22 protein-coding genes, 1 tRNA gene and 1 pseudogene are annotated in these 21,611 nt (G+C 58.1%); 16 read left to right on the forward strand and 8 right to left on the reverse strand.

Annotated features, from left to right (window positions below; translation table 11 throughout):
* Positions 1-153: 153 nt before the first annotated feature.
* The 4 genes from puuD (at position 154) to OHJ17_RS16345 (ending at position 4,580) form a co-directional block, all read left to right on the forward strand.
* Complete coding sequence (puuD, locus tag OHJ17_RS16330; protein WP_020802183.1) at positions 154-906, forward strand: gamma-glutamyl-gamma-aminobutyrate hydrolase; 753 nt, start codon at positions 154-156, stop codon at positions 904-906.
* Between the two features lie 25 nt (positions 907-931).
* Complete coding sequence (gene puuR / locus OHJ17_RS16335; protein WP_002898590.1) at positions 932-1,489, forward strand: HTH-type transcriptional regulator PuuR; 558 nt, start codon at positions 932-934, stop codon at positions 1,487-1,489.
* Positions 1,490-1,809: 320 nt separating this feature from the next.
* A complete protein-coding gene (gene puuC / locus OHJ17_RS16340; protein ID WP_032432870.1) occupies positions 1,810-3,297 on the forward strand; it encodes an aldehyde dehydrogenase PuuC in 1,488 nt (495 codons plus the stop codon).
* Between the two features lie 2 nt (positions 3,298-3,299).
* Positions 3,300-4,580 carry an NAD(P)/FAD-dependent oxidoreductase gene (locus OHJ17_RS16345; protein WP_002898585.1) on the forward strand — a complete coding sequence of 427 codons (1,281 nt, stop codon included), beginning with the start codon at positions 3,300-3,302 and terminating at the stop codon, positions 4,578-4,580.
* Here the strand turns inward: OHJ17_RS16345 and OHJ17_RS16350 are convergent.
* Complete coding sequence (locus OHJ17_RS16350; protein ID WP_004221441.1) at positions 4,577-5,539, reverse strand: LysR substrate-binding domain-containing protein; 963 nt, start codon at positions 5,537-5,539, stop codon at positions 4,577-4,579. The genes OHJ17_RS16345 and OHJ17_RS16350 overlap by 4 nt on opposite strands.
* An 82-nt stretch (positions 5,540-5,621) precedes the next feature.
* Here OHJ17_RS16350 and OHJ17_RS16355 point away from each other — a divergent pair, with 82 nt between their 5' ends.
* The 5 genes from OHJ17_RS16355 to OHJ17_RS16375 all read left to right on the forward strand — a co-directional run bounded on the left by OHJ17_RS16355 (position 5,622) and on the right by OHJ17_RS16375 (position 12,421).
* Entirely contained in the window at positions 5,622-6,707 is a 1,086-nt protein-coding gene (locus OHJ17_RS16355) for a tartrate dehydrogenase (protein ID WP_032432869.1), read from the forward strand.
* A 455-nt stretch (positions 6,708-7,162) separates the two neighbouring features.
* Positions 7,163-8,770 carry a BCCT family transporter gene (locus OHJ17_RS16360; protein ID WP_032432868.1) on the forward strand — a complete coding sequence of 536 codons (1,608 nt, stop codon included), beginning with the start codon at positions 7,163-7,165 and terminating at the stop codon, positions 8,768-8,770.
* 36 nt (positions 8,771-8,806) lie between these two features.
* Positions 8,807-9,931, forward strand: a complete 1,125-nt coding sequence (gene yeaW, locus OHJ17_RS16365; RefSeq protein ID WP_002898571.1) for a carnitine monooxygenase, oxygenase subunit YeaW — start codon at positions 8,807-8,809, stop codon at positions 9,929-9,931.
* A gap of 18 nt (positions 9,932-9,949) precedes the next feature.
* A complete protein-coding gene (locus tag OHJ17_RS16370) occupies positions 9,950-11,398 on the forward strand; it encodes an NAD-dependent succinate-semialdehyde dehydrogenase (RefSeq protein ID WP_004150833.1) in 1,449 nt (482 codons plus the stop codon).
* A gap of 57 nt (positions 11,399-11,455) precedes the next feature.
* The gene (locus OHJ17_RS16375) at positions 11,456-12,421 is read left to right on the forward strand and encodes a PDR/VanB family oxidoreductase (protein ID WP_032432866.1); all 966 of its coding nucleotides are present in this window, start codon (positions 11,456-11,458) and stop codon (positions 12,419-12,421) included.
* A 169-nt stretch (positions 12,422-12,590) separates the two neighbouring features.
* Here OHJ17_RS16375 and OHJ17_RS16380 read toward each other — a convergent pair whose 3' ends face one another.
* Complete coding sequence (locus OHJ17_RS16380) at positions 12,591-12,854, reverse strand: hypothetical protein (RefSeq protein WP_032421162.1); 264 nt, start codon at positions 12,852-12,854, stop codon at positions 12,591-12,593.
* On the opposite strand from OHJ17_RS16380, the gene OHJ17_RS16385 reads away from it, so the two are divergent.
* Together OHJ17_RS16385 and OHJ17_RS16390 are read left to right on the forward strand one after the other, a co-directional pair.
* On the forward strand, positions 12,808-13,131 hold the full coding sequence (locus OHJ17_RS16385; RefSeq protein ID WP_370919390.1) for a hypothetical protein: 324 nt from the start codon (positions 12,808-12,810) through the stop codon (positions 13,129-13,131). The two genes, OHJ17_RS16380 and OHJ17_RS16385, sit on opposite strands and share 47 nt — an antisense overlap.
* A pseudogene (locus OHJ17_RS16390) lies at positions 13,110-13,729 on the forward strand (EAL domain-containing protein). The gene OHJ17_RS16385 and the pseudogene OHJ17_RS16390 overlap by 22 nt, the downstream one beginning before the upstream one ends.
* A gap of 149 nt (positions 13,730-13,878) precedes the next feature.
* On the opposite strand, the gene OHJ17_RS16395 reads toward OHJ17_RS16390, so the two are convergent.
* Together OHJ17_RS16395 and OHJ17_RS16400 are read right to left on the reverse strand one after the other, a co-directional pair.
* Positions 13,879-13,966, reverse strand: a tRNA-Ser gene (locus OHJ17_RS16395).
* 119 nt (positions 13,967-14,085) lie between these two features.
* A complete protein-coding gene (locus OHJ17_RS16400) occupies positions 14,086-15,744 on the reverse strand; it encodes an ABC transporter substrate-binding protein (protein ID WP_114505219.1) in 1,659 nt (552 codons plus the stop codon).
* Positions 15,745-16,013: 269 nt separating this feature from the next.
* On the opposite strand from OHJ17_RS16400, the gene yccA reads away from it, so the two are divergent.
* Positions 16,014-16,673 (forward strand): FtsH protease modulator YccA, encoded by a 660-nt coding sequence (gene yccA, locus OHJ17_RS16405; protein WP_002898458.1) that lies wholly within the window; start codon positions 16,014-16,016, stop codon positions 16,671-16,673.
* A gap of 88 nt (positions 16,674-16,761) precedes the next feature.
* Positions 16,762-17,091: a sulfurtransferase TusE gene (gene tusE / locus OHJ17_RS16410; protein WP_002898457.1), complete on the forward strand. Its 330-nt coding sequence runs from the start codon at positions 16,762-16,764 to the stop codon at positions 17,089-17,091.
* Here tusE and yccX read toward each other — a convergent pair.
* The 3 genes from yccX to OHJ17_RS16425 are packed head-to-tail and all read right to left on the reverse strand — an operon-like array spanning position 17,088 to position 18,778.
* A complete protein-coding gene (yccX, locus tag OHJ17_RS16415; RefSeq protein WP_004176632.1) occupies positions 17,088-17,369 on the reverse strand; it encodes an acylphosphatase in 282 nt (93 codons plus the stop codon). The two genes, tusE and yccX, sit on opposite strands and share 4 nt — an antisense overlap.
* Positions 17,370-17,417: 48 nt before the next feature.
* Positions 17,418-18,206 carry an AraC family transcriptional regulator gene (locus OHJ17_RS16420; RefSeq protein ID WP_002898450.1) on the reverse strand — a complete coding sequence of 263 codons (789 nt, stop codon included), beginning with the start codon at positions 18,204-18,206 and terminating at the stop codon, positions 17,418-17,420.
* A gap of 17 nt (positions 18,207-18,223) precedes the next feature.
* Complete coding sequence (locus OHJ17_RS16425; RefSeq protein WP_004141627.1) at positions 18,224-18,778, reverse strand: YbhB/YbcL family Raf kinase inhibitor-like protein; 555 nt, start codon at positions 18,776-18,778, stop codon at positions 18,224-18,226.
* Positions 18,779-18,968: 190 nt separating this feature from the next.
* Between OHJ17_RS16425 and rlmI the strand changes: the two genes are divergently transcribed.
* Together rlmI and hspQ are read left to right on the forward strand one after the other, a co-directional pair.
* Positions 18,969-20,171 (forward strand): 23S rRNA (cytosine(1962)-C(5))-methyltransferase RlmI, encoded by a 1,203-nt coding sequence (gene rlmI / locus OHJ17_RS16430; RefSeq protein WP_004141630.1) that lies wholly within the window; start codon positions 18,969-18,971, stop codon positions 20,169-20,171.
* A gap of 59 nt (positions 20,172-20,230) precedes the next feature.
* Entirely contained in the window at positions 20,231-20,548 is a 318-nt protein-coding gene (gene hspQ / locus OHJ17_RS16435; protein ID WP_002898441.1) for a heat shock protein HspQ, read from the forward strand.
* A gap of 29 nt (positions 20,549-20,577) precedes the next feature.
* Here the strand turns inward: hspQ and OHJ17_RS16440 are convergent, their stop codons facing one another.
* Complete coding sequence (locus OHJ17_RS16440; protein ID WP_032432864.1) at positions 20,578-20,991, reverse strand: CoA-binding protein; 414 nt, start codon at positions 20,989-20,991, stop codon at positions 20,578-20,580.
* A gap of 154 nt (positions 20,992-21,145) precedes the next feature.
* On the opposite strand from OHJ17_RS16440, the gene mgsA reads away from it, so the two are divergent.
* On the forward strand, positions 21,146-21,604 hold the full coding sequence (gene mgsA / locus OHJ17_RS16445) for a methylglyoxal synthase (protein ID WP_002898432.1): 459 nt from the start codon (positions 21,146-21,148) through the stop codon (positions 21,602-21,604).
* Positions 21,605-21,611: the final 7 nt, after the last annotated feature.

Below are 21,611 nucleotides of genomic sequence, written 5' to 3' on the forward strand. Positions count from 1 at the left end.
GTATGCAAATAAATTGTTTGTCAAATGTTAAATTAAGTTTGCAAAGGGCTATTTCCACTGCTAGATTGAGAAAATATTGAACGATATGGCCGTTAAACCCGCTATGGCGGTCATAATTTAGTCCACTTTGTGAGGGCGATCATGGAAAATATAATGTACAAGCCAGTTATTGGCGTCGTGATGTGTAGAAACAGGCTTAAGGGTCACCAGACCCAGACCTTGCAAGAAAAGTACCTGAATGCAATTGTTAACGCCGGCGGACTGCCGATTGCCCTGCCTCATGCGCTGGCGGAGCCGGAGCTACTGAACGCGGTCGTTGATAAACTGGACGGGATCTACCTGCCAGGCAGCCCCAGCAATGTGCAGCCGCACCTTTATGGTGAAAACGGCGATGAGCCTGACGCCGACCCCGGGCGTGATCTTCTGAGCATGGCGCTGATTAACGCCGCGCTCGAAAGGCGCATCCCCATTTTCGCCATCTGTCGTGGACTGCAGGAACTGGTTGTCGCCACCGGCGGGACTCTGTATCGTCGTCTGTTCGAGCAGCCTGAGCTCCTTGAACATCGCGAAGATCCTGAACTGCCCGTCGAGCAGCAGTATGCGCCGTCCCATCAGGTTGAGGTTCAGGAAGGAGGATTGCTGTCGCAATTGATACCGGGCTGCAACACGTTTTGGGTAAACTCGCTACATGGGCAAGGGGCAAAAACCCTCAGTCCGCAGCTGCGCGTGGAGGCGCGAGCGCCGGATGGACTGGTGGAAGCGGTCAGCGTGAACGATCATCCTTTCGCGCTGGGCGTACAGTGGCATCCAGAATGGAACAGTAGCGAATACGCCCTGTCGCGTATGTTGTTTGATGGTTTTATCACCGCCTGTCAGGGCCATCATGCTGAAAAGCGGCGGCGCTGACCACTACCGTTAAGGAAATGCAAATATGAGCGATGACGGACTGGCGCCAGGGAAACGTCTGTCAGAGATCCGCCAACAGCTGGGTCTCTCACAGCGTCGTGCCGCCGAACTGTCTGGGTTAACACATAGTGCCATCAGCACCATAGAGCAGGATAAAGTCAGTCCTGCCATCAGTACGCTGCAAAAGCTGCTGAAAGTCTATGGGCTGTCGCTCTCGGAATTCTTTTCTGAACCCGAAAAGCCGGACGAACCCCAGGTGGTCATTAATCAGGATGACCTGATTGAGATGGGAAGTCAGGGCGTTTCCATGAAGCTGGTTCATAACGGAAATCCGAACCGTACGCTGGCGATGATTTTTGAAACTTACCAGCCTGGAACCACGACCGGGGAGAGGATTAAGCATCAGGGTGAGGAGATAGGCACCATACTGGAAGGTGAGATCGTGCTGACCATTAACGGTCAGTCGTACCACCTGGTGGCTGGACAGAGCTATGCCATTAATACCGGCATTCCGCACAGCTTCAGCAACACCTCGGCAGGCATCTGCCGCATCATCAGTGCCCACACCCCCACCACATTCTGATTATTTCGCCTGAACGAAGTTCAGGCTTACTTCAGGCCTGTCGCGACGGAAAATCTATTTTCGTCGCGGCGAAGAACTCGTAGTAATAACGTCTGCGCCGTACGGAATATTATTTCCTGTTGGCCCTGAAATAATTAACGCCAGTGAATGGCGTCTCGCTCCTGAATAATTCGGGTTGCAAACAACCCGTCAAAAATCAGGAGAATAAAACGGTATTCAACTCCGGGGATACGCTATGCCCTGCGCCCGGCGCAGTGCCCCCGTGCAGCCTGAAAACGCCGCACTGATTAATTTGCCGATAATGTTTTTAAGGAGTCATGATGAATTTTCAGCACCTGGCTTACTGGCAGGAAAAAGCGAAAAACCTGGCCATTGAAACGCGCTTATTTATTAACGGCGAATATTGCGCCGCGGCCGATAATACCACCTTTGAGACGATCGACCCCGCCGCGCAGCAGACATTAGCCCAGGTCGCCCGCGGTAAAAAAGCCGACGTCGAACGGGCGGTGAAAGCCGCGCGCCAGACTTTTGATAACGGCGACTGGTCGCAGGCCTCCCCCGCACAGCGTAAAGCGATCCTCACTCGCTTTGCTGATCTGATGGAGGCCCATCGTGAAGAGCTGGCGCTGCTGGAAACGCTGGATACCGGCAAACCGATTCGCCACAGCCTGCGCGACGATATTCCCGGCGCCGCCCGCGCCATTCGCTGGTATGCCGAAGCGCTGGATAAAGTCTATGGCGAAGTGGCCCCCACCGGCAGCAACGAGCTGGCGATGATCGTTCGCGAACCAATTGGCGTGATCGCCGCGGTGGTGCCGTGGAACTTCCCGCTGCTGCTGGCCTGCTGGAAACTCGGCCCGGCGCTGGCGGCGGGCAATAGCGTAATCCTCAAACCCTCGGAAAAATCGCCGCTCACCGCCCTGCGTCTGGCCGGGCTGGCGAAAGAGGCCGGCCTGCCGGACGGCGTGTTGAACGTGGTCAGCGGCTTTGGCCACGAGGCCGGGCAGGCGCTGGCCCTGCATCCTGATGTTGAAGTCATCACCTTCACCGGCTCCACCCGCACCGGCAAGCAGCTGCTGAAAGACGCCGGCGACAGCAATATGAAGCGCGTGTGGCTGGAAGCGGGCGGCAAGAGCGCCAACATTGTCTTCGCCGACTGCCCGGATCTGCAACAAGCGGTTAGCGCCACCGCCGGCGGCATCTTCTACAACCAGGGACAGGTGTGCATCGCCGGGACCCGTCTGCTGCTCGAGGAGAGCATCGCTGACGAGTTCCTGGCGCAGCTGAAAGCTGAGGCGCAACACTGGCAGCCGGGCAACCCGCTCGATCCGGACACCACCATGGGCATGCTGATTGACAATACCCATGCCGACAACGTGCATAGCTTTATTCGCGGCGGCGAAAGCCAAAGCACCCTGTTACTCGACGGACGGAAAAACCCGTGGCCTGCCGCCGTTGGCCCGACCATTTTCGTTGACGTCGACCCGGCATCAACCCTCAGCCGGGAAGAGATCTTCGGCCCGGTGCTGGTGGTGACCCGCTTCAAAAGCGAAGAAGAGGCGCTAAAGCTCGCCAATGACAGCGACTACGGCTTGGGCGCCGCGGTGTGGACCCGCGATCTCTCCCGCGCCCACCGCATGAGCCGCCGCCTGAAGGCCGGCTCGGTCTTCGTCAACAACTATAACGATGGTGATATGACCGTTCCGTTCGGCGGCTACAAGCAGAGCGGCAACGGGCGCGATAAATCGCTGCACGCACTGGAAAAATTCACCGAACTGAAAACCATCTGGATTGCCCTGGAGTCTTGATCATGACTGAACATACCACTAGCTACTACGCCGCCAGCGCCAACAAGTATGAACCGTTCCCGACGCTGGAGGGATCCATCAACTGTGACGTCTGCGTCGTCGGCGGCGGCTACACCGGCCTCTCGTCTGCCCTGCATCTGGCCGAAATGGGCTACGACGTGGTGGTGCTGGAAGGGGCGCGCATCGGCTTCGGCGCCAGCGGCCGCAACGGCGGTCAGCTGGTCAACTCCTATAGCCGCGATATCGACGTCATTGAAAAGAACTACGGCCCGGATGCGGCAAAAATGCTCGGCAGCATGATGTTCGAAGGCGGCGATATCATCCGCGAACGCATCCAGCGGTATCAGATCCAGTGCGATTACCGCCCGGGCGGCCTGTTCGTGGCGATGAACCATAAACAGCTGGAAACCCTGGAAGAGCAGAAAGCCAACTGGGAGCGCTACGGCAACACCCAGCTGGAGTTGCTGGACAGAGAGGCCATTCGTCGCGAAGTGGACAGCGACCGCTACGTCGGCGCCCTGCTCGACCACAGCGGCGGCCATATTCACCCGCTGAACCTTGCCATCGGCGAAGCGGATGCCATTCGCCTGAACGGCGGCCGGGTGTATGAGCAGTCGCCGGTCACCCGCATCCAGCACACCAGCCCGGCGGTGGTCAGCACCGCGCGCGGCCAGGTCACCGCGCGCTACGTGATCGTCGCCGGCAACGCCTATCTCGGCGATAAACTGGAGCCGGAGCTGGCGAAACGCAGCATGCCGTGCGGCACCCAGGTGGTCACTACCGCTCCGCTGTCGGAAGAGGTCGCCCGCTCGCTGATCCCGAAAAACTACTGTGTGGAAGACTGTAACTACCTGCTGGACTACTACCGTCTGACCGGCGACAACCGTCTGCTGTACGGCGGCGGCGTGGTCTACGGCGCGCGCGATCCGGACGACGTGGAGCGGCTGATTATGCCGAAACTGCTGAAAACCTTCCCGCAGCTGCAGGGGGTGAAGATTGACTACCGCTGGACGGGCAACTTCCTGCTAACCCTGTCGCGGATGCCGCAGTTCGGGCGTCTCGATAACAATATTTACTACATGCAGGGCTACAGCGGCCACGGCGTGACCTGTACCCACCTTGCCGGACGCTTGATTTCAGAGCTGCTGCGCGGCGACGCCGAGCGTTTCGACGCCTTCGCCAAACTGCCGCACTACCCGTTCCCGGGCGGCCGCAGCCTGCGCATTCCTTTTACCGCCATGGGCGCCGCCTACTACAGCCTGCGCGACCGCCTTGGGGTTTAATCGCCTCTGCCGACGGCGCTGGCCGTCGGCTCATGCTGCGGATAGTGCAGCTGAAAGTAGTGGCGCAGAAACTCCACGGTGGTGCGGATTTTGGCCGACGTCGCCAGCCGGGAGACGTAAACCGCCCAGACGTTGGCCGGCTGCCAGTAGTCCGGCAGCACCTGCACCAGATGTCCGCTGGCGATATTCTCCCGGACGTCCCACCACGAACGGAGCGCAATCCCCTGCCCGTCCAGACACCACTGATGCACAATTTCACCATGGTTGGAGGAGAGCGGCCCGGTTACCTTGATGGCGTGCTGGCCCTCTTTGCTATGCAATTGCCAGACGCCGAACGGATGATCGCGCTCTTTAATCACCAGGCAGGGTAACGCGGCCAGATCGCTCAGCTGTTTCGGCGGCGCATGGCGGGCAAGGAACTGCGGCGAGGCGCAGAGTACGCGGTGATTGGCCGCCAGCTGGCGGGCAATCAGATTCGGTGCGATATCGTCGCCGACGCGAATATCGAGATCCACCCCTTCATTGACTAAATCCACCAGCCGGTCCTGGACATCGAAACGCAGCTCCAGCTGCGGGTACTGGAGAGCCAGCGCCGACAGCGCCGGGGCGACAACCCGACGGCCAAAGCCGAAGCTACTGATAATACGCAGCGTTCCCTGCGGCACCTGGCGCACGTCGGAAAGCTCATCCATCATCTCATCGACATCCTGCAAAATGCGCTGCGCCCATTCATAGATCCGCTCCCCCTCTTCGGTAATGGTGACCCGACGGGTGGTCCGGTGCAGCAACATCACATTCAGGGTTTGCTCCAGCAGCGAAACCCGCTTGCTGACGAACGCCGGCGATACGCCAAGCTCCTCGGCGGCGGCGGCGAACCCGGCCCGGCGAGCGACCAGCATAAAGACGCGTAAATCATTTAGCAGCGGCAGATTATTCATGATCTGTGTTTTATGTTTCACCAGTTAGCGTGATTAATTATGAACCAGTCAATTATAGGATAGGTAGGTGGTCAAACATCATCGTTAAAAAGTGAGAACCGGAATGAAAAAAACCTGTCGTATTGCCGCCATCCCGGGTGACGGAATTGGCAAAGAAGTGCTGCCTGAAGGGATTCGCGTGCTGCAAGCCGCCGCACAGCGTTGGGATCTGTCGCTGAGATTCGAGCAGATGGAGTGGGCAAGCTGCGAATATTATGCCCATCACGGCAAGATGATGCCGGACGACTGGCGCGAGCAGTTGCAGGGCTTCGATGCTATCTACTTCGGCGCCGTCGGCTGGCCGGATACCGTTCCCGACCACATTTCGCTGTGGGGGTCGCTGCTGAAGTTCCGCCGCGAGTTCGATCAATACGTCAACCTGCGCCCGGTGCGCCTGTTCCCCGGCGTCCCCTGCCCGCTGGCGGGTAAAAAGGCCGGCGATATTGATTTTTACGTGGTGCGCGAAAATACCGAAGGCGAATATTCCGCCCTCGGCGGCCGCGCCAATGAAGGCACCGAGCATGAAGTGGTAATTCAGGAGTCGGTCTTTACCCGCCGCGGCGTGGACCGGATCCTGCGCTACGCCTTCGAACTGGCGCAAAGCCGCCCACGCAAAACGCTGACCTCCGCAACCAAATCCAATGGTCTGGCCATCAGCATGCCCTACTGGGATGAGCGGGTGGAAGAGATGGCCAAAAACTATCCGGATATTCGCTGGGACAAGCAGCATATCGATATCCTGTGCGCCCGCTTCGTGCTGCAGCCGGAGCGTTTCGACGTGGTAGTGGGTTCTAACCTGTTCGGCGATATTCTCTCCGATCTCGGCCCGGCCTGTACCGGCACTATCGGTATTGCGCCATCGGCCAATCTCAATCCGGAGCGCAATTTCCCGTCGCTGTTCGAACCGGTTCACGGGTCGGCGCCGGATATTTACGGTAAAAATATCGCCAACCCGATCGCCACCGTTTGGGCCGGGGCGATGATGCTCGATTTCCTCGGCAACGGCGATGAGCGCTACCACGCCGCTCACGATGGCATTCTGGCGGCGATTGAGCAGACGATCGCCTGCGGACCGAAAACTCCGGACATGAAAGGCAGTGCCTCAACGCAGCAGGTTGGCGAGGCTATCTGTAAGGCCATTTTGGCGTAATTACCCCGCCGCTCCCCGGTGGCGCTGCGCTTACCGGGGCTACAATCGCGCGATAATGTAGTGTGTAGGCCGGGTAAGGCACAGCCGCCACCCGGCAAAAAAAACGGCACAGCAAGTAGCCCGGGTAAGGCGCAGCCGCTACCCGGGAAAACCCGCGCGCCTGGTCCGCCAACTCCCCTCTCTTTTCGCTATGCAGAATCCCCCACGATTGACAAGTGAACCGCATCACAGCGGTAAACTTTATTAATTCCTGAAAGGACAGAACCTGCGCCAATTCACCTTTTATTATTTCCGTTTCGTGTTTTATTGCTTCACGAAACGGCCAATTGTTTAATTCATGTAACGAAGAAATAATCCAATTGTTAATAGCATTTTGCTACGAACCCTGACCCTACAGCGTGATAACAACGACAGGCTAAAGCCACCGACGGGCAATCATGCCCAGGAGATCACTCATGTTGAGCAACGTAAAGAAAAAAGATGTGCCGCTGATTGCCATCAGCCTGGCGGCCATTGTTTTCATCGCCGCTACATTAAGTCTCTTCCCCCAGCAAACCGCGCAGGCGGCTGATTCGATTTTTAACGGCGTGACCCGCCTGCTGGGTTCCACGGTACAGGTACTGGTGCTACTGGCGCTGGGACTGGTGTTGTATCTGGCCACCAGCAAATACGGCAATATCCGTCTCGGCGAAGGTAAAGTCGAATACAGTACCCTCTCATGGCTGTTTATGTTTATCTGCGCCGGTCTCGGCTCCTCCACGCTGTACTGGGGCGTTGCCGAATGGGCTTATTACTACCAGACCCCGGGCCTGAACATTGCTCCGCAATCGCCGAAAGCGCTGGAATACAGCATCCCTTATTCTTTCTTCCACTGGGGGGTTAGCGCCTGGGCGACCTACACTCTCGCTTCGCTGATCATGGCCTATCACTTCCACGTGCGGAAAAATAAAGGCCTCAGCCTCTCCGGGATCATTTCGGCAATCACCGGCGTCAATCCACAGGGTTTCTGGGGCCGTCTGGTTGATCTGATGTTCCTGATCGCCACCGTCGGCGCGTTAACCATTTCGCTGGTAGTCACAGCCGCCACCTTCACCCGCGGCCTGTCAGCGCTGACCGGACTGCCGGATAACTTCACCGTCCAGGCGTTTGTGATCCTGCTCTCCGGCGGTATTTTCTGCATGAGTTCGTGGATTGGCATCAACAACGGCCTGCAGCGCCTGAGCAAAATGGTCGGCTGGGGGGCGTTTCTGCTGCCGTTGGTGGTATTACTGGTTGGCCCGACCGAATTCATCACCAATAACATCATTAACGCCGTCGGCCTGACGACTCAGAACTTCCTGCAGATGAGCCTGTTTACCGATCCCCTCGGCGACGGCGCCTTTACCCGCAACTGGACCGTCTTCTACTGGCTGTGGTGGATCTCCTATACCCCAGGCGTGGCGATGTTCGTCACCCGCGTCTCCCGCGGGCGCAAAATCAAAGAGGTGATCTGGGGACTGCTCCTCGGTAGCACCGCCGGCTGCTGGTTTTTCTTCGGGGTGATGGAAAGCTACGCCATGCACCAGTTCGTTAACGGCGTGATTAACGTACCACAGGTGATGCAGACTCTCGGCGGCGAAACCGCCGTCCAGCAGGTCCTGATGTCGCTGCCGGCAGGTAAGCTGTTCCTCGCCGCCTATCTGTTCGTGATGATTGTATTCCTCGCCTCGCACATGGATGCGGTGGCCTACACCATGGCGGCGACCAGTACCCGCAACCTGCGCGAAGGCGAGGATCCGGATCGCGGCATGCGCCTGTTCTGGTGCGTGGTGATCACCCTCATCCCGCTGTCGATTCTGTTTACCGGCGCTTCGCTTGAGACCATGAAAACCACCGTGGTGCTGACCGCCCTACCGTTCCTGGCCATTTTACTGATTAAAACCGGCGGCTTCGTGCGCTGGTTAAAACAGGACTACGCCCACGTTCCGGTCCATCAGATAGAAACCCATACCCCCGAGCCCATTATTAAAGCCGAGACGCTGCCGGTTGGCGCGGTACTCAAAGGCGACGGCCAGTCGCTGTAAAACCTCTTACTGACAATAATCACAAGGAGACCCTACATGAGCAATTTGAGCCCTGACTTCACCCTGCCGATTAACTTTTGCGCTAATCCGCAGGATGCCTGGACCATTCCGGCCCGTTTTTATACCGACAGCCAGGCGTTTGAGCACGAGAAAGAGCGCATCTTCGCCAATAGCTGGATTTGCGTCGCCCACGGCAGCGAGGTCGCCCGGCCGAACGATTACATTACCCGGGAGATCATCGGCGAAAATATCGTTATCGTCCGCGGCCGCGACAACATTCTGCGCGCCTTCTATAACGTCTGCCCACACCGCGGCCACCAGCTACTGAGCGGCGAGGGCAAAGCCAAAAACGTGATTACCTGCCCCTATCACGCCTGGGCCTTCAAGCTGGACGGCAATCTCGCCCACGCCCGCAACTGCGAAAACGTGGCGAATTTCGATAGCGAAAAGGCAACGCTAGTGCCGGTTCGCCTGGAAGAGTATGCCGGCTTTGTGTTTATCAATATGAATCCGGAAGCGGAGAGTGTGGAAACGCAGCTACCGGGGCTGCAGGACAAAGTGCTGGAAGCCTGTCCGGACGTGCATGATCTGAAACTGGCGGCGCGCTTTACCACCCTCACCCCGGCGAACTGGAAAAATATCGTCGATAACTATCTGGAATGTTACCACTGCGGTCCGGCGCACCCGGGCTTCTCGGATTCCGTCCAGGTTGACCGCTACTGGCACACCATGCACGGCAAATGGACGCTGCAGTATGGCTTCGCCAAACCGTCCGAGCAGTCGTTTAAATTCGAAGAGGGTACCGACGCCGCGTTTCACGGTTTCTGGCTGTGGCCGTGCACCATGTTCAACGTCACGCCGATCAAGGGCATGATGACCGTTATCTATGAATTCCCGGTGGATGAAGAGACCACTCTGCAGAATTACGACATCTATTTCACCAACGAAGAGCTGACTGACGATCAGAAAGCGCTGATTGAGTGGTATCGCGACGTGTTCCGCCCGGAAGATTTACGCCTGGTGGAAAGCGTGCAGAAGGGGCTGAAGTCCCGCGGCTATCGCGGCCAGGGGCGCATTATGGCGGATAACAGCGGCAGCGGTATCTCCGAGCACGGGATCGCGCATTTCCACAATCTGGTCGCCCAGGTGTTCCAGCCGTAATCGTTGAAGGAGCTTGCTATGTCTGTGTTTCACTCAGATCTGTTTCGCCAGCAGGCGCTGATTGCCGGAAGCTGGCGCGACGCCGCCGACGGCACGACGCTTGCCGTCAGCAATCCTTCCACCGGCGCGACGCTCGGCCAGATCCCCAATATGGGGCGTGCGGAAGCGCAACAGGCAGTGGATGCCGCCGCGGCCGCGCTGCCGAACTGGCGCGCGTTCACCGCCGCTCAGCGCGCCGCGCTATTGAAAAACTGGCACCGCCTGATCCTCGAAAACAAAACCGCGCTGGCGCAGATAATGACCGCCGAGCAGGGCAAGCCGCTGGCGGAAGCGGAAGGCGAAATCGCCTATGCCGCCTCGTTTATCGAGTGGTTTGCCGAACAAGGGAAACGCGCCAACGGCGAGATAATCCCCTCCCCCGGCGCCGATAAACGCCTGATGGTGATCCGCCAGGGGGTAGGCGTCTGCGCGGCGATCACCCCGTGGAACTTCCCGGCGGCGATGATCACCCGGAAGGCCGGCCCGGCGCTGGCCGCGGGTTGTACGATGGTGATTAAGCCGGCTAACGAAACGCCGTTTACCGCGCTGGCGATGGCTGAGCTGGCGAATCAGGCCGGGATCCCGCAGGGCGTCATTAACGTCGTTACCGGCCAGTCGCGAGAGATTGGCGCGGTGTTCACCGGCGATGAGCGGGTGCGTAAGCTCTCCTTTACCGGTTCGACCGAAGTTGGCCGCGTGCTGATGCGCCAGTGCGCGGAATCCATCAAAAAGCTCTCTTTAGAGCTCGGCGGTAACGCGCCGTTTATCGTCTTTGACGACGCCGATATCGATAAAGCGGTCGAGGGCGCGCTGATCGCCAAGTTCCGCAACGCCGGGCAAACCTGCGTCTGCGTCAACCGCTTCTATATTCATCGCGCCATCTACGACCAATTCTGCGATAAATTCGTCGCTCGCGTCGCCGCCCTGAAAGTGGGCGATGGCAGCGAGTCCGATGTACAGATTGGCCCGCTGATCAACGCCGACGCCGGGCGCAAAGTGCAGTCCCTGCTCGACGACGCCCTGAGCCGCGGCGCCACGCTGTTAACTGGCGGTAAAGCGCATCCGCTGGGCGGTAATTTCTTCACCCCTACGGTGATCGGCGACGTACAGCCGGGGTCACTGCTGCTGCAGGAAGAGATCTTCGGCCCGGTGGCCGCTTTGGTGAAATTTGACGATGAGCAGCAGGTCATCGAGCAGGCGAATAACACCATCTACGGCCTCGCCTCCTATTTTTACAGTAACGATGCCGCCCGTATCTGGCGCGTCTCCGAGCAGCTGGAATACGGCATGGTCGGTATCAATACCGGGCTAATTTCCAACGAAGTCGCACCGTTTGGCGGGGTAAAGCAGTCCGGTCTTGGCCGCGAAGGGTCGGAACACGGAATCGAAGATTACCTGGAGATGAAGTATCTCTGCCAGGGGTTGTAAATGTGCTCTCCCGGCGATGGCGCTAGCCACGCCGGGATTTTTTGATGGAGTTCAGCGATGTCTGATTATCAAATGTTTGAGGCGGTCGTTCGCGATGTTGAACAGATCACCCCTCTTGTGAAGCGTTTTACGCTGGTGTCGCCGACCGGCGCCCCGCTGCCGGCATTCAGCGGCGGCAGCCATATTATCGTCCAGATGCAGGATGGCGAGCAGCGCTACAGTAACGCCTATTCGCTAATGAGCTCGCCGCTGGATACCACCAGCTGGCAGATTGCGGTGCGTCTTGAGTCGCCTTCCAAAGGCGGCTCGCGTTTTATGCACCAGCGGGTGCGCCCGGGCGATACCCTGACGGTGTCCACGCCCAACAATCTGTTCGCCATCGAACCACAGGCGCGAAAACATCTGCTGATCGCCGGCGGCATCGGCATTACGCCATTCTTATCGCATATTCCGGAACTGGAACAGCGGCAGGCCGACTGGCAGCTGCATTACTGTTTTCACGACGCCGACAGTAATGCTTTCGTCGATACGCTTCGCGCTGCGCCATGGCGCGATCGGGTCAATGTTCATGTATCAGCGCTCGGCAGCCGTCTCGACCTACCGCGCCTGTTCGCCGACCTCGAGCCAGGAACCCACGTGTATACCTGCGGCCCAGCGGCGCTTAACGAGGCGGTGAAAGCCGCCGCCGAACGCCATCAGGTGCCCGCCAGCCAGCTGCACTTTGAGCAGTTTATCCTTGAGGATAAAAGCGGAGAGGCATTTACCCTGGTGCTGGCGCGTTCCGGACGCGAATTTACCATGCCGCAGGATATGACCATTTTGCAGGTGATCGAGAATAACAAAGCGGCGAAGGTCGAATGCCTGTGTCGAGAAGGGGTGTGCGGCACCTGCGAAACGATGATTCTGGAGGGGGAAGCCGACCACCGCGATCAGTATTACAGCGAGGAAGAGAAAGCCAGCCAGCAGAGTATGCTGATCTGCTGCTCGCGCGCCAAAGGCGGCCGGTTAGTGCTGGATTTGTAAAGCGCACACCGGCAAAGCGGCGGTGAGATGGACTGACCCCGCGGAATTGTTCCAACGTACTACCACTCCATGGCGACGAGGTCAGTGGCGCGGATACTATCGGCTTCATCCTCCGCCTGATTAGCTTTCTGTGCGGCACCGGCGATAGCCGGCGCCGCCTGCTCAGGGATTAGCCGCTAAATACCCGCGCCTTGCCGCTGACCGTCAGTCGCACCATCGCGCCGGGCTGCCACGCGGCCTGGCTGACGGTGCGATCGCCAAGAAACAACGCCGTCTCTTCATCCACCGGCTGCGAGTGATTGCCTTTTCCCTGGCGCTGATAGTATTTCTTGCTGGCGTGTTCGTCATTAACTGGCGACCGGGTCCTGACACTTAGCCCTGAGTCTTTGCCTGATGACCCTCTGTTACTGCTCCCGGCCAGAATGATGGTCAATAAGCGGCCGGTGCTGATCTATCAGACGCGCTTAGCGCCGATCAGGGTGATTGTCACGATCAGCGACATCTATCTGCGCGATGCGCTATATAGCGATACCGATGACAACGGGCTGGCACTCTGGGTGCAGAACCAAATGATTGCCAGATATGGCGATGTTAAGCCGCTGGCTGCGGACCCACACCAGGAGGTATTTACCTCGCCCGCTGGCAAAACAGCACGACGCCAGCGCGCTCGCCCGCGGAATTTATTCCGCTGGCCGAACGTACCGGCTTAATTATTCCCCTAACCCGCAGCCTGATGGCGCAGGTCAACGCGCAGATGAGACCACTCTTTAGTAAACTACCGGATGGGTTTCATATTGGCCTGAATATCAGCGTGTCACATATTAACGCGCCGACGTTTATCGATGACTGCCTGCACTATCAGCGCGGCTTTGAGGGTAAAGCGGTGAAGCTGATGCTGGAGATCACGGAGCAGGAGCCGCTGTTGCTCAACGGGGCGGTTGTGGACAAGCTCAATACGTTACACTCCCGCGGATTTTCCATCGCGCTGGACGACTTTGGCACCGGCTATTCCGGGCTTTCCTGTCTCCACGGCTGGTTTTCGACTATATCAAAATCGATCAGAGTTTTGTCGGCCGGATAACCGGGGAGGCGCCGACAAGCAAGCTGCTGGACTGCGTGATAGAGATGGCGCGGACGCTGTCACTGCGCATCATTGCCGAGGGCGTCGAAACCGAGGCCCAACGGGATTATCTTAATCGCCAGAATATTCATCTGCTGCAGGGCTACTATTTCTGGAAGCCGATGCCCTACGTCGCGCTGGTCATGCTCCTGCTGAGCAAACCGAAGGCGCGGATTATCGAAGAATAAGCGGGCGTTGTGAAAAGTCCTGCCATGCGACGGGCTATGTATCCGTCAGCGCTGTGGGAATGAAAACGTCGTCGGTCGCTGTCCGGGTCATGCACGACCGACCGGACAAAGCAAGAAGGGGTTACCTTTCGGTAACCCCTTCTTTTATATGGCGGAAGCGCAGAGATTCGAACTCTGGAACCCTTTCGGGTCGCCGGTTTTCAAGACCGGTGCCTTCAACCGCTCGGCCACACTTCCGGTGTGAGGCGCACTATAAACACCTCGGCGGATGCTGTAAAGCATCATTTTGATCAACTGCCTTAAAAACAAACAATTTTGTGTTATTCGTCTGAATTTCAGGCAGTTTGCACAGAAAATCAACGCCCATCGCCGCTGGCGGATGGGTGTTTTTTAATGTACATGTCTTTGGTGTAGTAATACCCCAGCTTATCCGGCGTGAAGCCCCCTACCCAAGGTTTCACCAGATGGGTACGTACATAGTGATAGACCGGAATGGCGGGAACATCCTGCGCCAGCAGATCTTCCGCCTGCTGATAGTATTTGCCCCGGGTCGCCACGTCGGAGGCTTTCGCCGCGTTGCGCAGCGCCGCGTCGTAAGCCGGGTTGCTGTACTGACTGGTGTTCTCGCTATCCCCGGTACGGAAAGTATTGAGGAAGGTGGCGGCATCGTCGTAGTCGGCAATCCACGCGTAGCGGACGGCGTCGAAGTTATGCGTATGCATGGTATCCAGCATCGTCTTCCACTCCTGGTTCTGTAGCTTCGCCTCGACGCCGAGGTTTTTCTTCCACATAGAGCTGGCGGCAATGGCGATACGCTGGTGCGACTCAGAGGTGTTATAGAGCAGGGTAAAGACCAGCGGATGGCTTTCATCATACCCCGCCTGCGCCAGCAGTTTTTTCGCCTCGGCAATCCGTTTCTCACGCGGCCAGCTGGCGTAGTCCGGGTTATGCAGCGTCACGCCGCCGATATCCGGCTGACCGATCAGCCAGGCCGGGCGCTGGCCCTGGCCCTGGCCAAGCACTTTTCCGGCAATGATATCTTTATCAAGCGCCATATTCAGCGCGCGACGCACACGGGCGTCGTTAAACGGCGGCCGGGTAGTATTGAATTCGTAGTAATAGGTCGCCAACTGCGGCGAAACGTCCAGCTGGTCGCCCATGGTTTTCTGCAACTGCGCAAACTGATTGATCGGCACCGTATAGACAATATCAATCTCCCCTGCTTTGTAGCGGTTGACATCGGCGGCCTCCGAAGAGATTGGCAGGTAAGTCACTTTATTAATAACGGTATGCGCATTATCCCAGTACTTTGCATTACGTTCAGCCACCAGCCGCTCATTCACCACCCATTGGGACAGCTTATACGGGCCGCTGGTGACGATATGCTCTGGTCGGGTCCATTTATCGGCATACCGCTCCACCAGCACTTTGTCGATCGGTACCAGCGAAGGGTGCGCCAGCATCGCCAGGAAGGCGGCATTCGGCTGGGTCAGAGTGACCTGCAGCGTGGTGTCGTTCAGCGCTTTCACCCCCAACGTCTCGGGTCCCTTTTGCCCGAGGGCAATCTCGCGGGCGTTGGCGATATGCATATTGCCAGGGTAGCTCGCGTAGGGGGAGGCTGTTGCCGGCGAGACCAGCCGTTGCCAGCTCCAGACGATATCCTGCGCTGTAATGGCCGTGCCGTCGGACCAGGTCAGACCGGGGCGTAAATGAAAGGTCCATAACAGGTTGTCTTTGTTTTCCCAGCGTTCCGCCAGTCGCGGCTGGATCGCTCCCGCTGGCGACACGTTAACCAGCCCTTCAAAGAGATCGCTAATGATATTAAATTCAACATCGCTCTCGACTTTATGCGGATCGAGTGACGCCGGTTCACTGCCGTTATTTCTGACCAGCTCCTGCTTTTCCGCCAGCTGGGTGCCCGGCGGCACCTGCGCCGCCAGCGCCCCGCCGCTCATAGCCAGCATACTGACAGCCAGGAGTGTTCGGGTGATGTGATTTTTTTTGTGTAATGTCATTTCCCTTTGCCTTTGACGTACGGGGTAATCCCCCTCTTCCACACTTAGTCGCAGAACTGCCATAAGGCAATATTTTTCAGTGACCTATAAGATTTCGATCGGCTCAGCGACGCGAAAAGCGAAAATATATCGCTTTTCCCTATCTATATAGAATTTTATGCCAGGCAAAAGCGGTAAAAACTAAGTAAAGATGGGTAAAAGCATTAGGGCTTCACGCTTGTTTTTCTTATTCTTTATCCCTAATTACATCTGTCATAAGAGAGTGACTCATGGATCGCATAATTACATCATCGCGTGACCGTTCCTCGCTGCTCAGCACGCACAAGGTTCTGCGTAACACCTACTTCCTGCTCAGCCTGACGCTGGCGTTTTCCGCTATCACCGCCACCGCCAGCACAGTGCTGATGCTCCCTTCGCCGGGTCTCATTTTGACCCTCGTGGGGATGTACGGTCTGATGTTCCTGACCTACAAAACGGCGAATAAACCCACCGGGATTATTTCCGCCTTCGCCTTCACCGGGTTCCTCGGCTATATCCTTGGGCCGATGCTGAACGCGTATCTTTCTGCCGGCATGGGCGATTTAATCGGCCTGGCGCTGGGCGGCACGGCGCTGGTCTTCTTCTGCTGCTCGGCCTACGTGCTGACGACGCGTAAAGACATGTCATTCCTTGGCGGGATGCTGATGGCCGGCGTGGTGGTCGTCCTGATTGGTATGGTCGCTAACCTGTTCCTGCAGCTGCCGGCGCTGCACCTGGCGATTAGCGCGGTGTTCATCCTGATCTCTTCGGGTGCCATCCTGTTCGAGACCAGCAACATTATCCGCGGCGGTGAAACCAACTATATCCGCGCGACGGTCAGTCTGTATGTCTCGCTGTACAACATTTTTGTCAGCCTGCTGAGCATCCTGGGCTTCGCCAGCCGGGACTAACCGCTCCCCTGCTTAACAGAGGCCTCGCTTATGCGGGGCCTTTTTTTTTGCTACACTGCGGCCAGTTTCAGGCGGTATGTGAAAAATCATGTTTATTTTTGAAGGCAACGAAATTGAAACGGATAGCGAAGGCTATCTGAAAGATACCACCCAGTGGAGCGAGGCGATGGCGGAAGTCATTGCCGCGCAGGAAGGGATAACGCTCGCCGTTGAACACTGGGAAGTAGTGCGCTTTGTGCGCGAGTTTTACCTTGAATTTAACACCTCTCCGGCGATCCGTATGCTGGTCAAGGCGATGGCCAACAAGTTTGGCGAAGAGAAAGGCAACAGCCGCTATCTCTATCGCCTGTTCCCGAAAGGACCCGCCAAACAGGCGACTAAAATCGCCGGCTTGCCGAAGCCGGTGAAGTGCATCTAATAGAGGATCGCGAATTTGTCCCAGCTGCGGGTGGGTTGATGGGGCTCGGTTAACACTCGGTCAACCCGCGCGCTGCGCGGCCCCCCGGCTTTCAGCCAGGTGATGAGTTTTTCCACCTGCTCCGCCTCGCCGCAGGCAAGCACTTCCACCCCGCCGTCATCCAGATTACGGGCATAACCGGTCACCCCCAGCTGCAGCGCTTCCCGCTGCGTGGAATAGCGAAACCCCACGCCCTGAACCGAACCGTAAACCCATGCCATTGTGCAGATACTGGCCATAATCATCTCCTTTTCGCTCACGCTATACGCTGAGGATAGCAAATTCGCTCAGCGTACATGCTTCGGCAGTAAACCATAATGCTGACGGAAGCGCGCGGTAAAGCGCGATCCCGACTGATATCCGCTGTTCTGCGCAATTTCGCCTATTGGCCGCGAGGTGGTCTGCAGCTGGCCCAGGGCGTGGGCCATCCGCACCTCCTCGACGATCTGGCGAAAACTCTGCGATTCCTGCTGCAGCCGACGGCGCAGCGTGGACTCGCCGAGAAAGAGCATTTTCGCCACCCGCGACACGCTCCATGCCTGCGCCGGCGACAGCATAATCAGCTGCCGCACCTGCGCCGACAGATCCTGCTGCCGCTCGACGAGCAGCGGGCCCGCATAGCCAGCCTCATACAGGGCCAGCAGCAGTCCCATGGTCTGGTGCTGCTGCAGCGCGACGGACAATCCCTCCCGCACCGCCTGCAGAACGCTTTGCCACATAAACGCCAGCTCTGTCGTCACCGGTGCGCAGAGCGAGGTCAGGCGCCCTGGCGGTGGTTCGCTGAGATAACGAGTCTTAAACCTCGTCAGCAGCTCGGGCGTCAGCGATAGCAGATCGGAGCAAAAGAGGCCATTCTCCGGCTGGTTAATCACCTCCAGTTCCACGTCAGCTGGCAAAACAATCAGCTGTTGCGGAGTCGCCAGCACCCGGCTCTCCCCTTGCACAATCACTTTGCTGCCGCGTTTCACCCGACAGAGCGCCGGGGAGAACAGCCGCACGCGATGCAGTCTGCATAGCCGTCGGGTGGTGATCTCCGCCGCGGTTAAGGCGTTATGCTGAAAGTGGATACTCTCCATCAGACCAACCTTTTATTTTAACGCCCGGCCATCGCCGTCAACTGTGCGCTGGCGAGAGCATGGCTATGTAACAGATAGCCGACCAGCGCCCCGCTGGCCCCGGCATCCACCGGCAGCGTGGGGACATCCAGCGCCCATACCGTAAAGCGATAGCGGTGCGGTTTATCTCCCGCCGGCGGACAGGCGCCGCCGAAGCCGGCATAGCCAAAATCGTTGCGGCCCTGGACCGCTCCGCCCGGCAGTGTAGCGCTGTTTTTATCTCCCGCGCCAGCAGGCAGCGAAAAGACGCTGCTGGCGATATTGACCACCGTCCAGTGCCACCAGCCGCTGCCGGTAGGCGCATCGGGATCCCGGACGGTGACCGCGAAGCTGCGCGTGCCCGCCGGGGCGTTTTTCCATGCCAGCTGCGGAGAGACATTGCCTCCGGTACAGCCGAAACCGGCAAACCAGTGCTGCTGGGCCAGCGGCTGCCCGTCACGCATATCATTGCTGCTTACGCTAAACGGCGCGGCCATCGCGCCGCTGCTCACAGCCGCTAACATCGCCACAGCCATGCGGATACCTGTTTTCATCGTCTGCTCCTCGTTGGGGTGAGAAAACAGGGTATGAGAGTCCGCACCAGCTGAATGTGCCGAAGCGCCTGCATTTTGTGCCGAAACGCTCACCTGTGCCTGCCGGGCGAAAGATGCTTGCGTGCGCCAGGTGTGCTAATCTACGCGCCATTTTTCGGTGCCGACATTCCCGTTGCTTAAAGGTAGCCCCATGACAGATTCCCTATTCCCCCGCTTAGTGTTAGCCAAAGGACGCGAGAAATCCCTGCTGCGTCGCCATCCGTGGATATTCTCCGGCGGCGTCGCCCGCATGGAAGGTAAAGCCCGCAGCGGTGAAACCATCGATATCGTTGACCATCAGGGAAAATGGCTGGCCCGCGGCGCTTACTCGCCGTCGTCGCAGATCCGCGCCCGCGTGTGGACCTTCGACCGCAATGAAGCCATCGATAGCGCCTTCTTTGAACGCCGTCTGCAGCAGGCGCAAACCTGGCGTGCCTGGCTGGCCGAGCGCGATGGCCTCGACAGCTACCGCCTGATCGCCGGCGAGTCCGATGGCCTGCCGGGCGTCACTATCGACCGCTTTGGCAACTTTTTCGTGCTGCAGCTGCTCAGCGCAGGCGCCGAATACCAGCGCGCCGCCATCATCAGCGCCCTGCAGAACCTGTTCCCGGACTGCGCCATTTACGATCGCAGCGATGTCGCCGTGCGTAAAAAAGAGGGACTGGAGCTGGCCCAGGGGCCGGTGGTGGGCGAACTGCCCCCGGCGCTGCTGCCGATCACCGAGCACGGCATGAAGCTGTTGGTCGATATCCAGGGCGGGCACAAGACCGGCTACTACCTCGACCAGCGCGACAGCCGCCTGGCCACCCGCCGCTATGTCGCGGATAAACGGGTGCTGAACTGCTTCTCCTACACCGGCGGCTTTGCGGTGTCGGCGCTGATGGGCGGCTGCCGCCAGGTCACCAGCGTGGATACCTCTCAGGAGGCGCTCGACGTTGCCCGCCAGAACGTGGAGATCAACGGACTGGATCTGTCCAAAGCGGAGTTTGTGCGCGACGACGTGTTCAAACTGCTGCGTAAATACCGCGATCAGGGAGAGAAATTCGACGTGATCGTGATGGATCCGCCGAAGTTCGTGGAAAATAAAAGCCAGCTGATGGGCGCCTGCCGCGGCTATAAAGATATCAATATGCTGGCGATCCAGCTGCTGAACCCCGGCGGCGTGCTGCTGACATTCTCCTGCTCCGGGCTGATGACCACCGATTTATTTCAGAAAATCATCGCCGATGCCGCAATTGATGCCGGGCGTGATGTACAATTTATAGAACAGTTCCGTCAGGCTGCCGACCACCCGGTGATCGCAACCTACCCGGAAGGGCTGTATCTGAAGGGGTTTGCCTGTCGCGTCATGTAACTTGAAAAACGAAACATGAGCCTCATATAGGGAGTATTCATGTTTCCCAGGAGGTGCCTATGATAGCCAGCAAATTCGGTATCGGCCAACAGGTCCGCCATACGCTCTTGGGCTACCTGGGCGTCATCGTCGATGTCGATCCCGAGTATTCGCTCGCGGAGCCGGAAGAGGATGAAATTGCCGCCAATGACGAACTGCGCGCGGCGCCCTGGTACCATGTGGTGATGGAAGATGATGATGGCCAGCCGATTCACACCTATCTGGCAGAAGCGCAGCTGAGCAGCGAAACCCGCGACGAACACCCGGAACAGCCGTCCCTCGACGAACTGGCCAAAACGATTCGTCAGCAGCTGCAGGCTCCGCGCCTTCGCAACTAAAACAAAACCCCGCCAGGCGGGGTTTTTTGTTATTTTGCTAATCCCAGTCGCGGTAGCTCAATGGCCGGGCAGCGATCCATCACTACGCTCAATCCGGCTTCCCTGGCCAGCACCGCAGCCTGCTCATTGATCACCCCCAGCTGCAGCCATAGCGTTTTCGCGCCGATGGCTATCGCCTCCTGCGCTACGCCCCACGCCGCTTCTGAATTACGGAAGACATCAACCATGTCGACCTTTTCCGGAACGTCGGCGAGCGTCGCATACCCCTGTTGTCCCAGCAGCGTCTTGCCCGCCACCTTCAGCGAAACCGGGATAACGTGATACCCCTGATCCAGCAGATACTTCATGACCCGGTAGCTCGGACGGTCAGGCTTGTCGCTGGCTCCGACCAGCGCAATCGTCCGTGTCGAGGTCAGGATGCCAGCAATATCATTCTCTTTCATGGTTTCCTCCTGCTATTTCACTTAAGTGTATGCTAATCCGCAGCAGGGGGCCATCCAGCCTAACCCACAGATTCAGCAAAATTTTCATCCCCGATGCTTGCAGCGACAGCCACATTCAGTAATCTGTTTGCAGGTCAAAATGTGGAATGAAAATATGGAACTGACAACACGTACCCTGCCTGCGCAAAAACATATCGCGCTGGTGGCTCACGATCACTGCAAAGATATGCTGATGAAATGGGTTGCTCGCCATCAGGCGCTGCTGGCGCAACATATTTTGTATGCTACCGGCACTACCGGTAATCTCGTCTCCCGGGCTACCGGCCTGGAGGTTAATGCCATGCTGAGCGGTCCGATGGGCGGCGACCAGCAGGTGGGTGCCCTCATTTCAGAAGGCAAAATCGACGTGCTGATCTTCTTCTGGGATCCGCTGAACGCCGTTCCCCACGACCCGGATGTCAAAGCGTTGCTGCGCCTGGCCACCGTCTGGAACATTCCGGTCGCCACTAACGTCTCCACCGCTGACTTTATTATCCAGTCGCCGCACTTCGGTCAACCGCTCGATATTCTGATCCCGGATTATCCACGCTATCTTGCCGAGCGCCTGAAATAATCGAGCC

Source organism: Klebsiella sp. KP20-425-1, from assembly GCF_025813515.1.
In the GTDB taxonomy this organism is placed as follows: domain Bacteria; phylum Pseudomonadota; class Gammaproteobacteria; order Enterobacterales; family Enterobacteriaceae; genus Klebsiella; species Klebsiella pneumoniae.

Excerpts from the sequence above, each read along its gene's own strand:
- puuD (WP_020802183.1), top strand. The coding sequence starts at position 154 with ATGTACAAGCCAGTTATTGGCGTCGTGATGTGTAGAAACAGGCTTAAG.
- puuR (WP_002898590.1), top strand. The coding sequence starts at position 932 with ATGAGCGATGACGGACTGGCGCCAGGGAAACGTCTGTCAGAGATCCGC.
- puuC (WP_032432870.1), top strand. The coding sequence starts at position 1,810 with ATGAATTTTCAGCACCTGGCTTACTGGCAGGAAAAAGCGAAAAACCTG.
- OHJ17_RS16345 (WP_002898585.1), top strand. The coding sequence starts at position 3,300 with ATGACTGAACATACCACTAGCTACTACGCCGCCAGCGCCAACAAGTAT.
- OHJ17_RS16355 (WP_032432869.1), top strand. The coding sequence starts at position 5,622 with ATGAAAAAAACCTGTCGTATTGCCGCCATCCCGGGTGACGGAATTGGC.
- OHJ17_RS16360 (WP_032432868.1), top strand. The coding sequence starts at position 7,163 with ATGTTGAGCAACGTAAAGAAAAAAGATGTGCCGCTGATTGCCATCAGC.
- yeaW (WP_002898571.1), top strand. The coding sequence starts at position 8,807 with ATGAGCAATTTGAGCCCTGACTTCACCCTGCCGATTAACTTTTGCGCT.
- OHJ17_RS16370 (WP_004150833.1), top strand. The coding sequence starts at position 9,950 with ATGTCTGTGTTTCACTCAGATCTGTTTCGCCAGCAGGCGCTGATTGCC.
- OHJ17_RS16375 (WP_032432866.1), top strand. The coding sequence starts at position 11,456 with ATGTCTGATTATCAAATGTTTGAGGCGGTCGTTCGCGATGTTGAACAG.
- OHJ17_RS16400 (WP_114505219.1), bottom strand. The coding sequence starts at position 15,744 with ATGACATTACACAAAAAAAATCACATCACCCGAACACTCCTGGCTGTC.
- yccA (WP_002898458.1), top strand. The coding sequence starts at position 16,014 with ATGGATCGCATAATTACATCATCGCGTGACCGTTCCTCGCTGCTCAGC.
- tusE (WP_002898457.1), top strand. The coding sequence starts at position 16,762 with ATGTTTATTTTTGAAGGCAACGAAATTGAAACGGATAGCGAAGGCTAT.
- yccX (WP_004176632.1), bottom strand. The coding sequence starts at position 17,369 with ATGGCCAGTATCTGCACAATGGCATGGGTTTACGGTTCGGTTCAGGGC.
- OHJ17_RS16420 (WP_002898450.1), bottom strand. The coding sequence starts at position 18,206 with ATGGAGAGTATCCACTTTCAGCATAACGCCTTAACCGCGGCGGAGATC.
- OHJ17_RS16425 (WP_004141627.1), bottom strand. The coding sequence starts at position 18,778 with ATGAAAACAGGTATCCGCATGGCTGTGGCGATGTTAGCGGCTGTGAGC.
- rlmI (WP_004141630.1), top strand. The coding sequence starts at position 18,969 with ATGACAGATTCCCTATTCCCCCGCTTAGTGTTAGCCAAAGGACGCGAG.
- hspQ (WP_002898441.1), top strand. The coding sequence starts at position 20,231 with ATGATAGCCAGCAAATTCGGTATCGGCCAACAGGTCCGCCATACGCTC.
- OHJ17_RS16440 (WP_032432864.1), bottom strand. The coding sequence starts at position 20,991 with ATGAAAGAGAATGATATTGCTGGCATCCTGACCTCGACACGGACGATT.
- mgsA (WP_002898432.1), top strand. The coding sequence starts at position 21,146 with ATGGAACTGACAACACGTACCCTGCCTGCGCAAAAACATATCGCGCTG.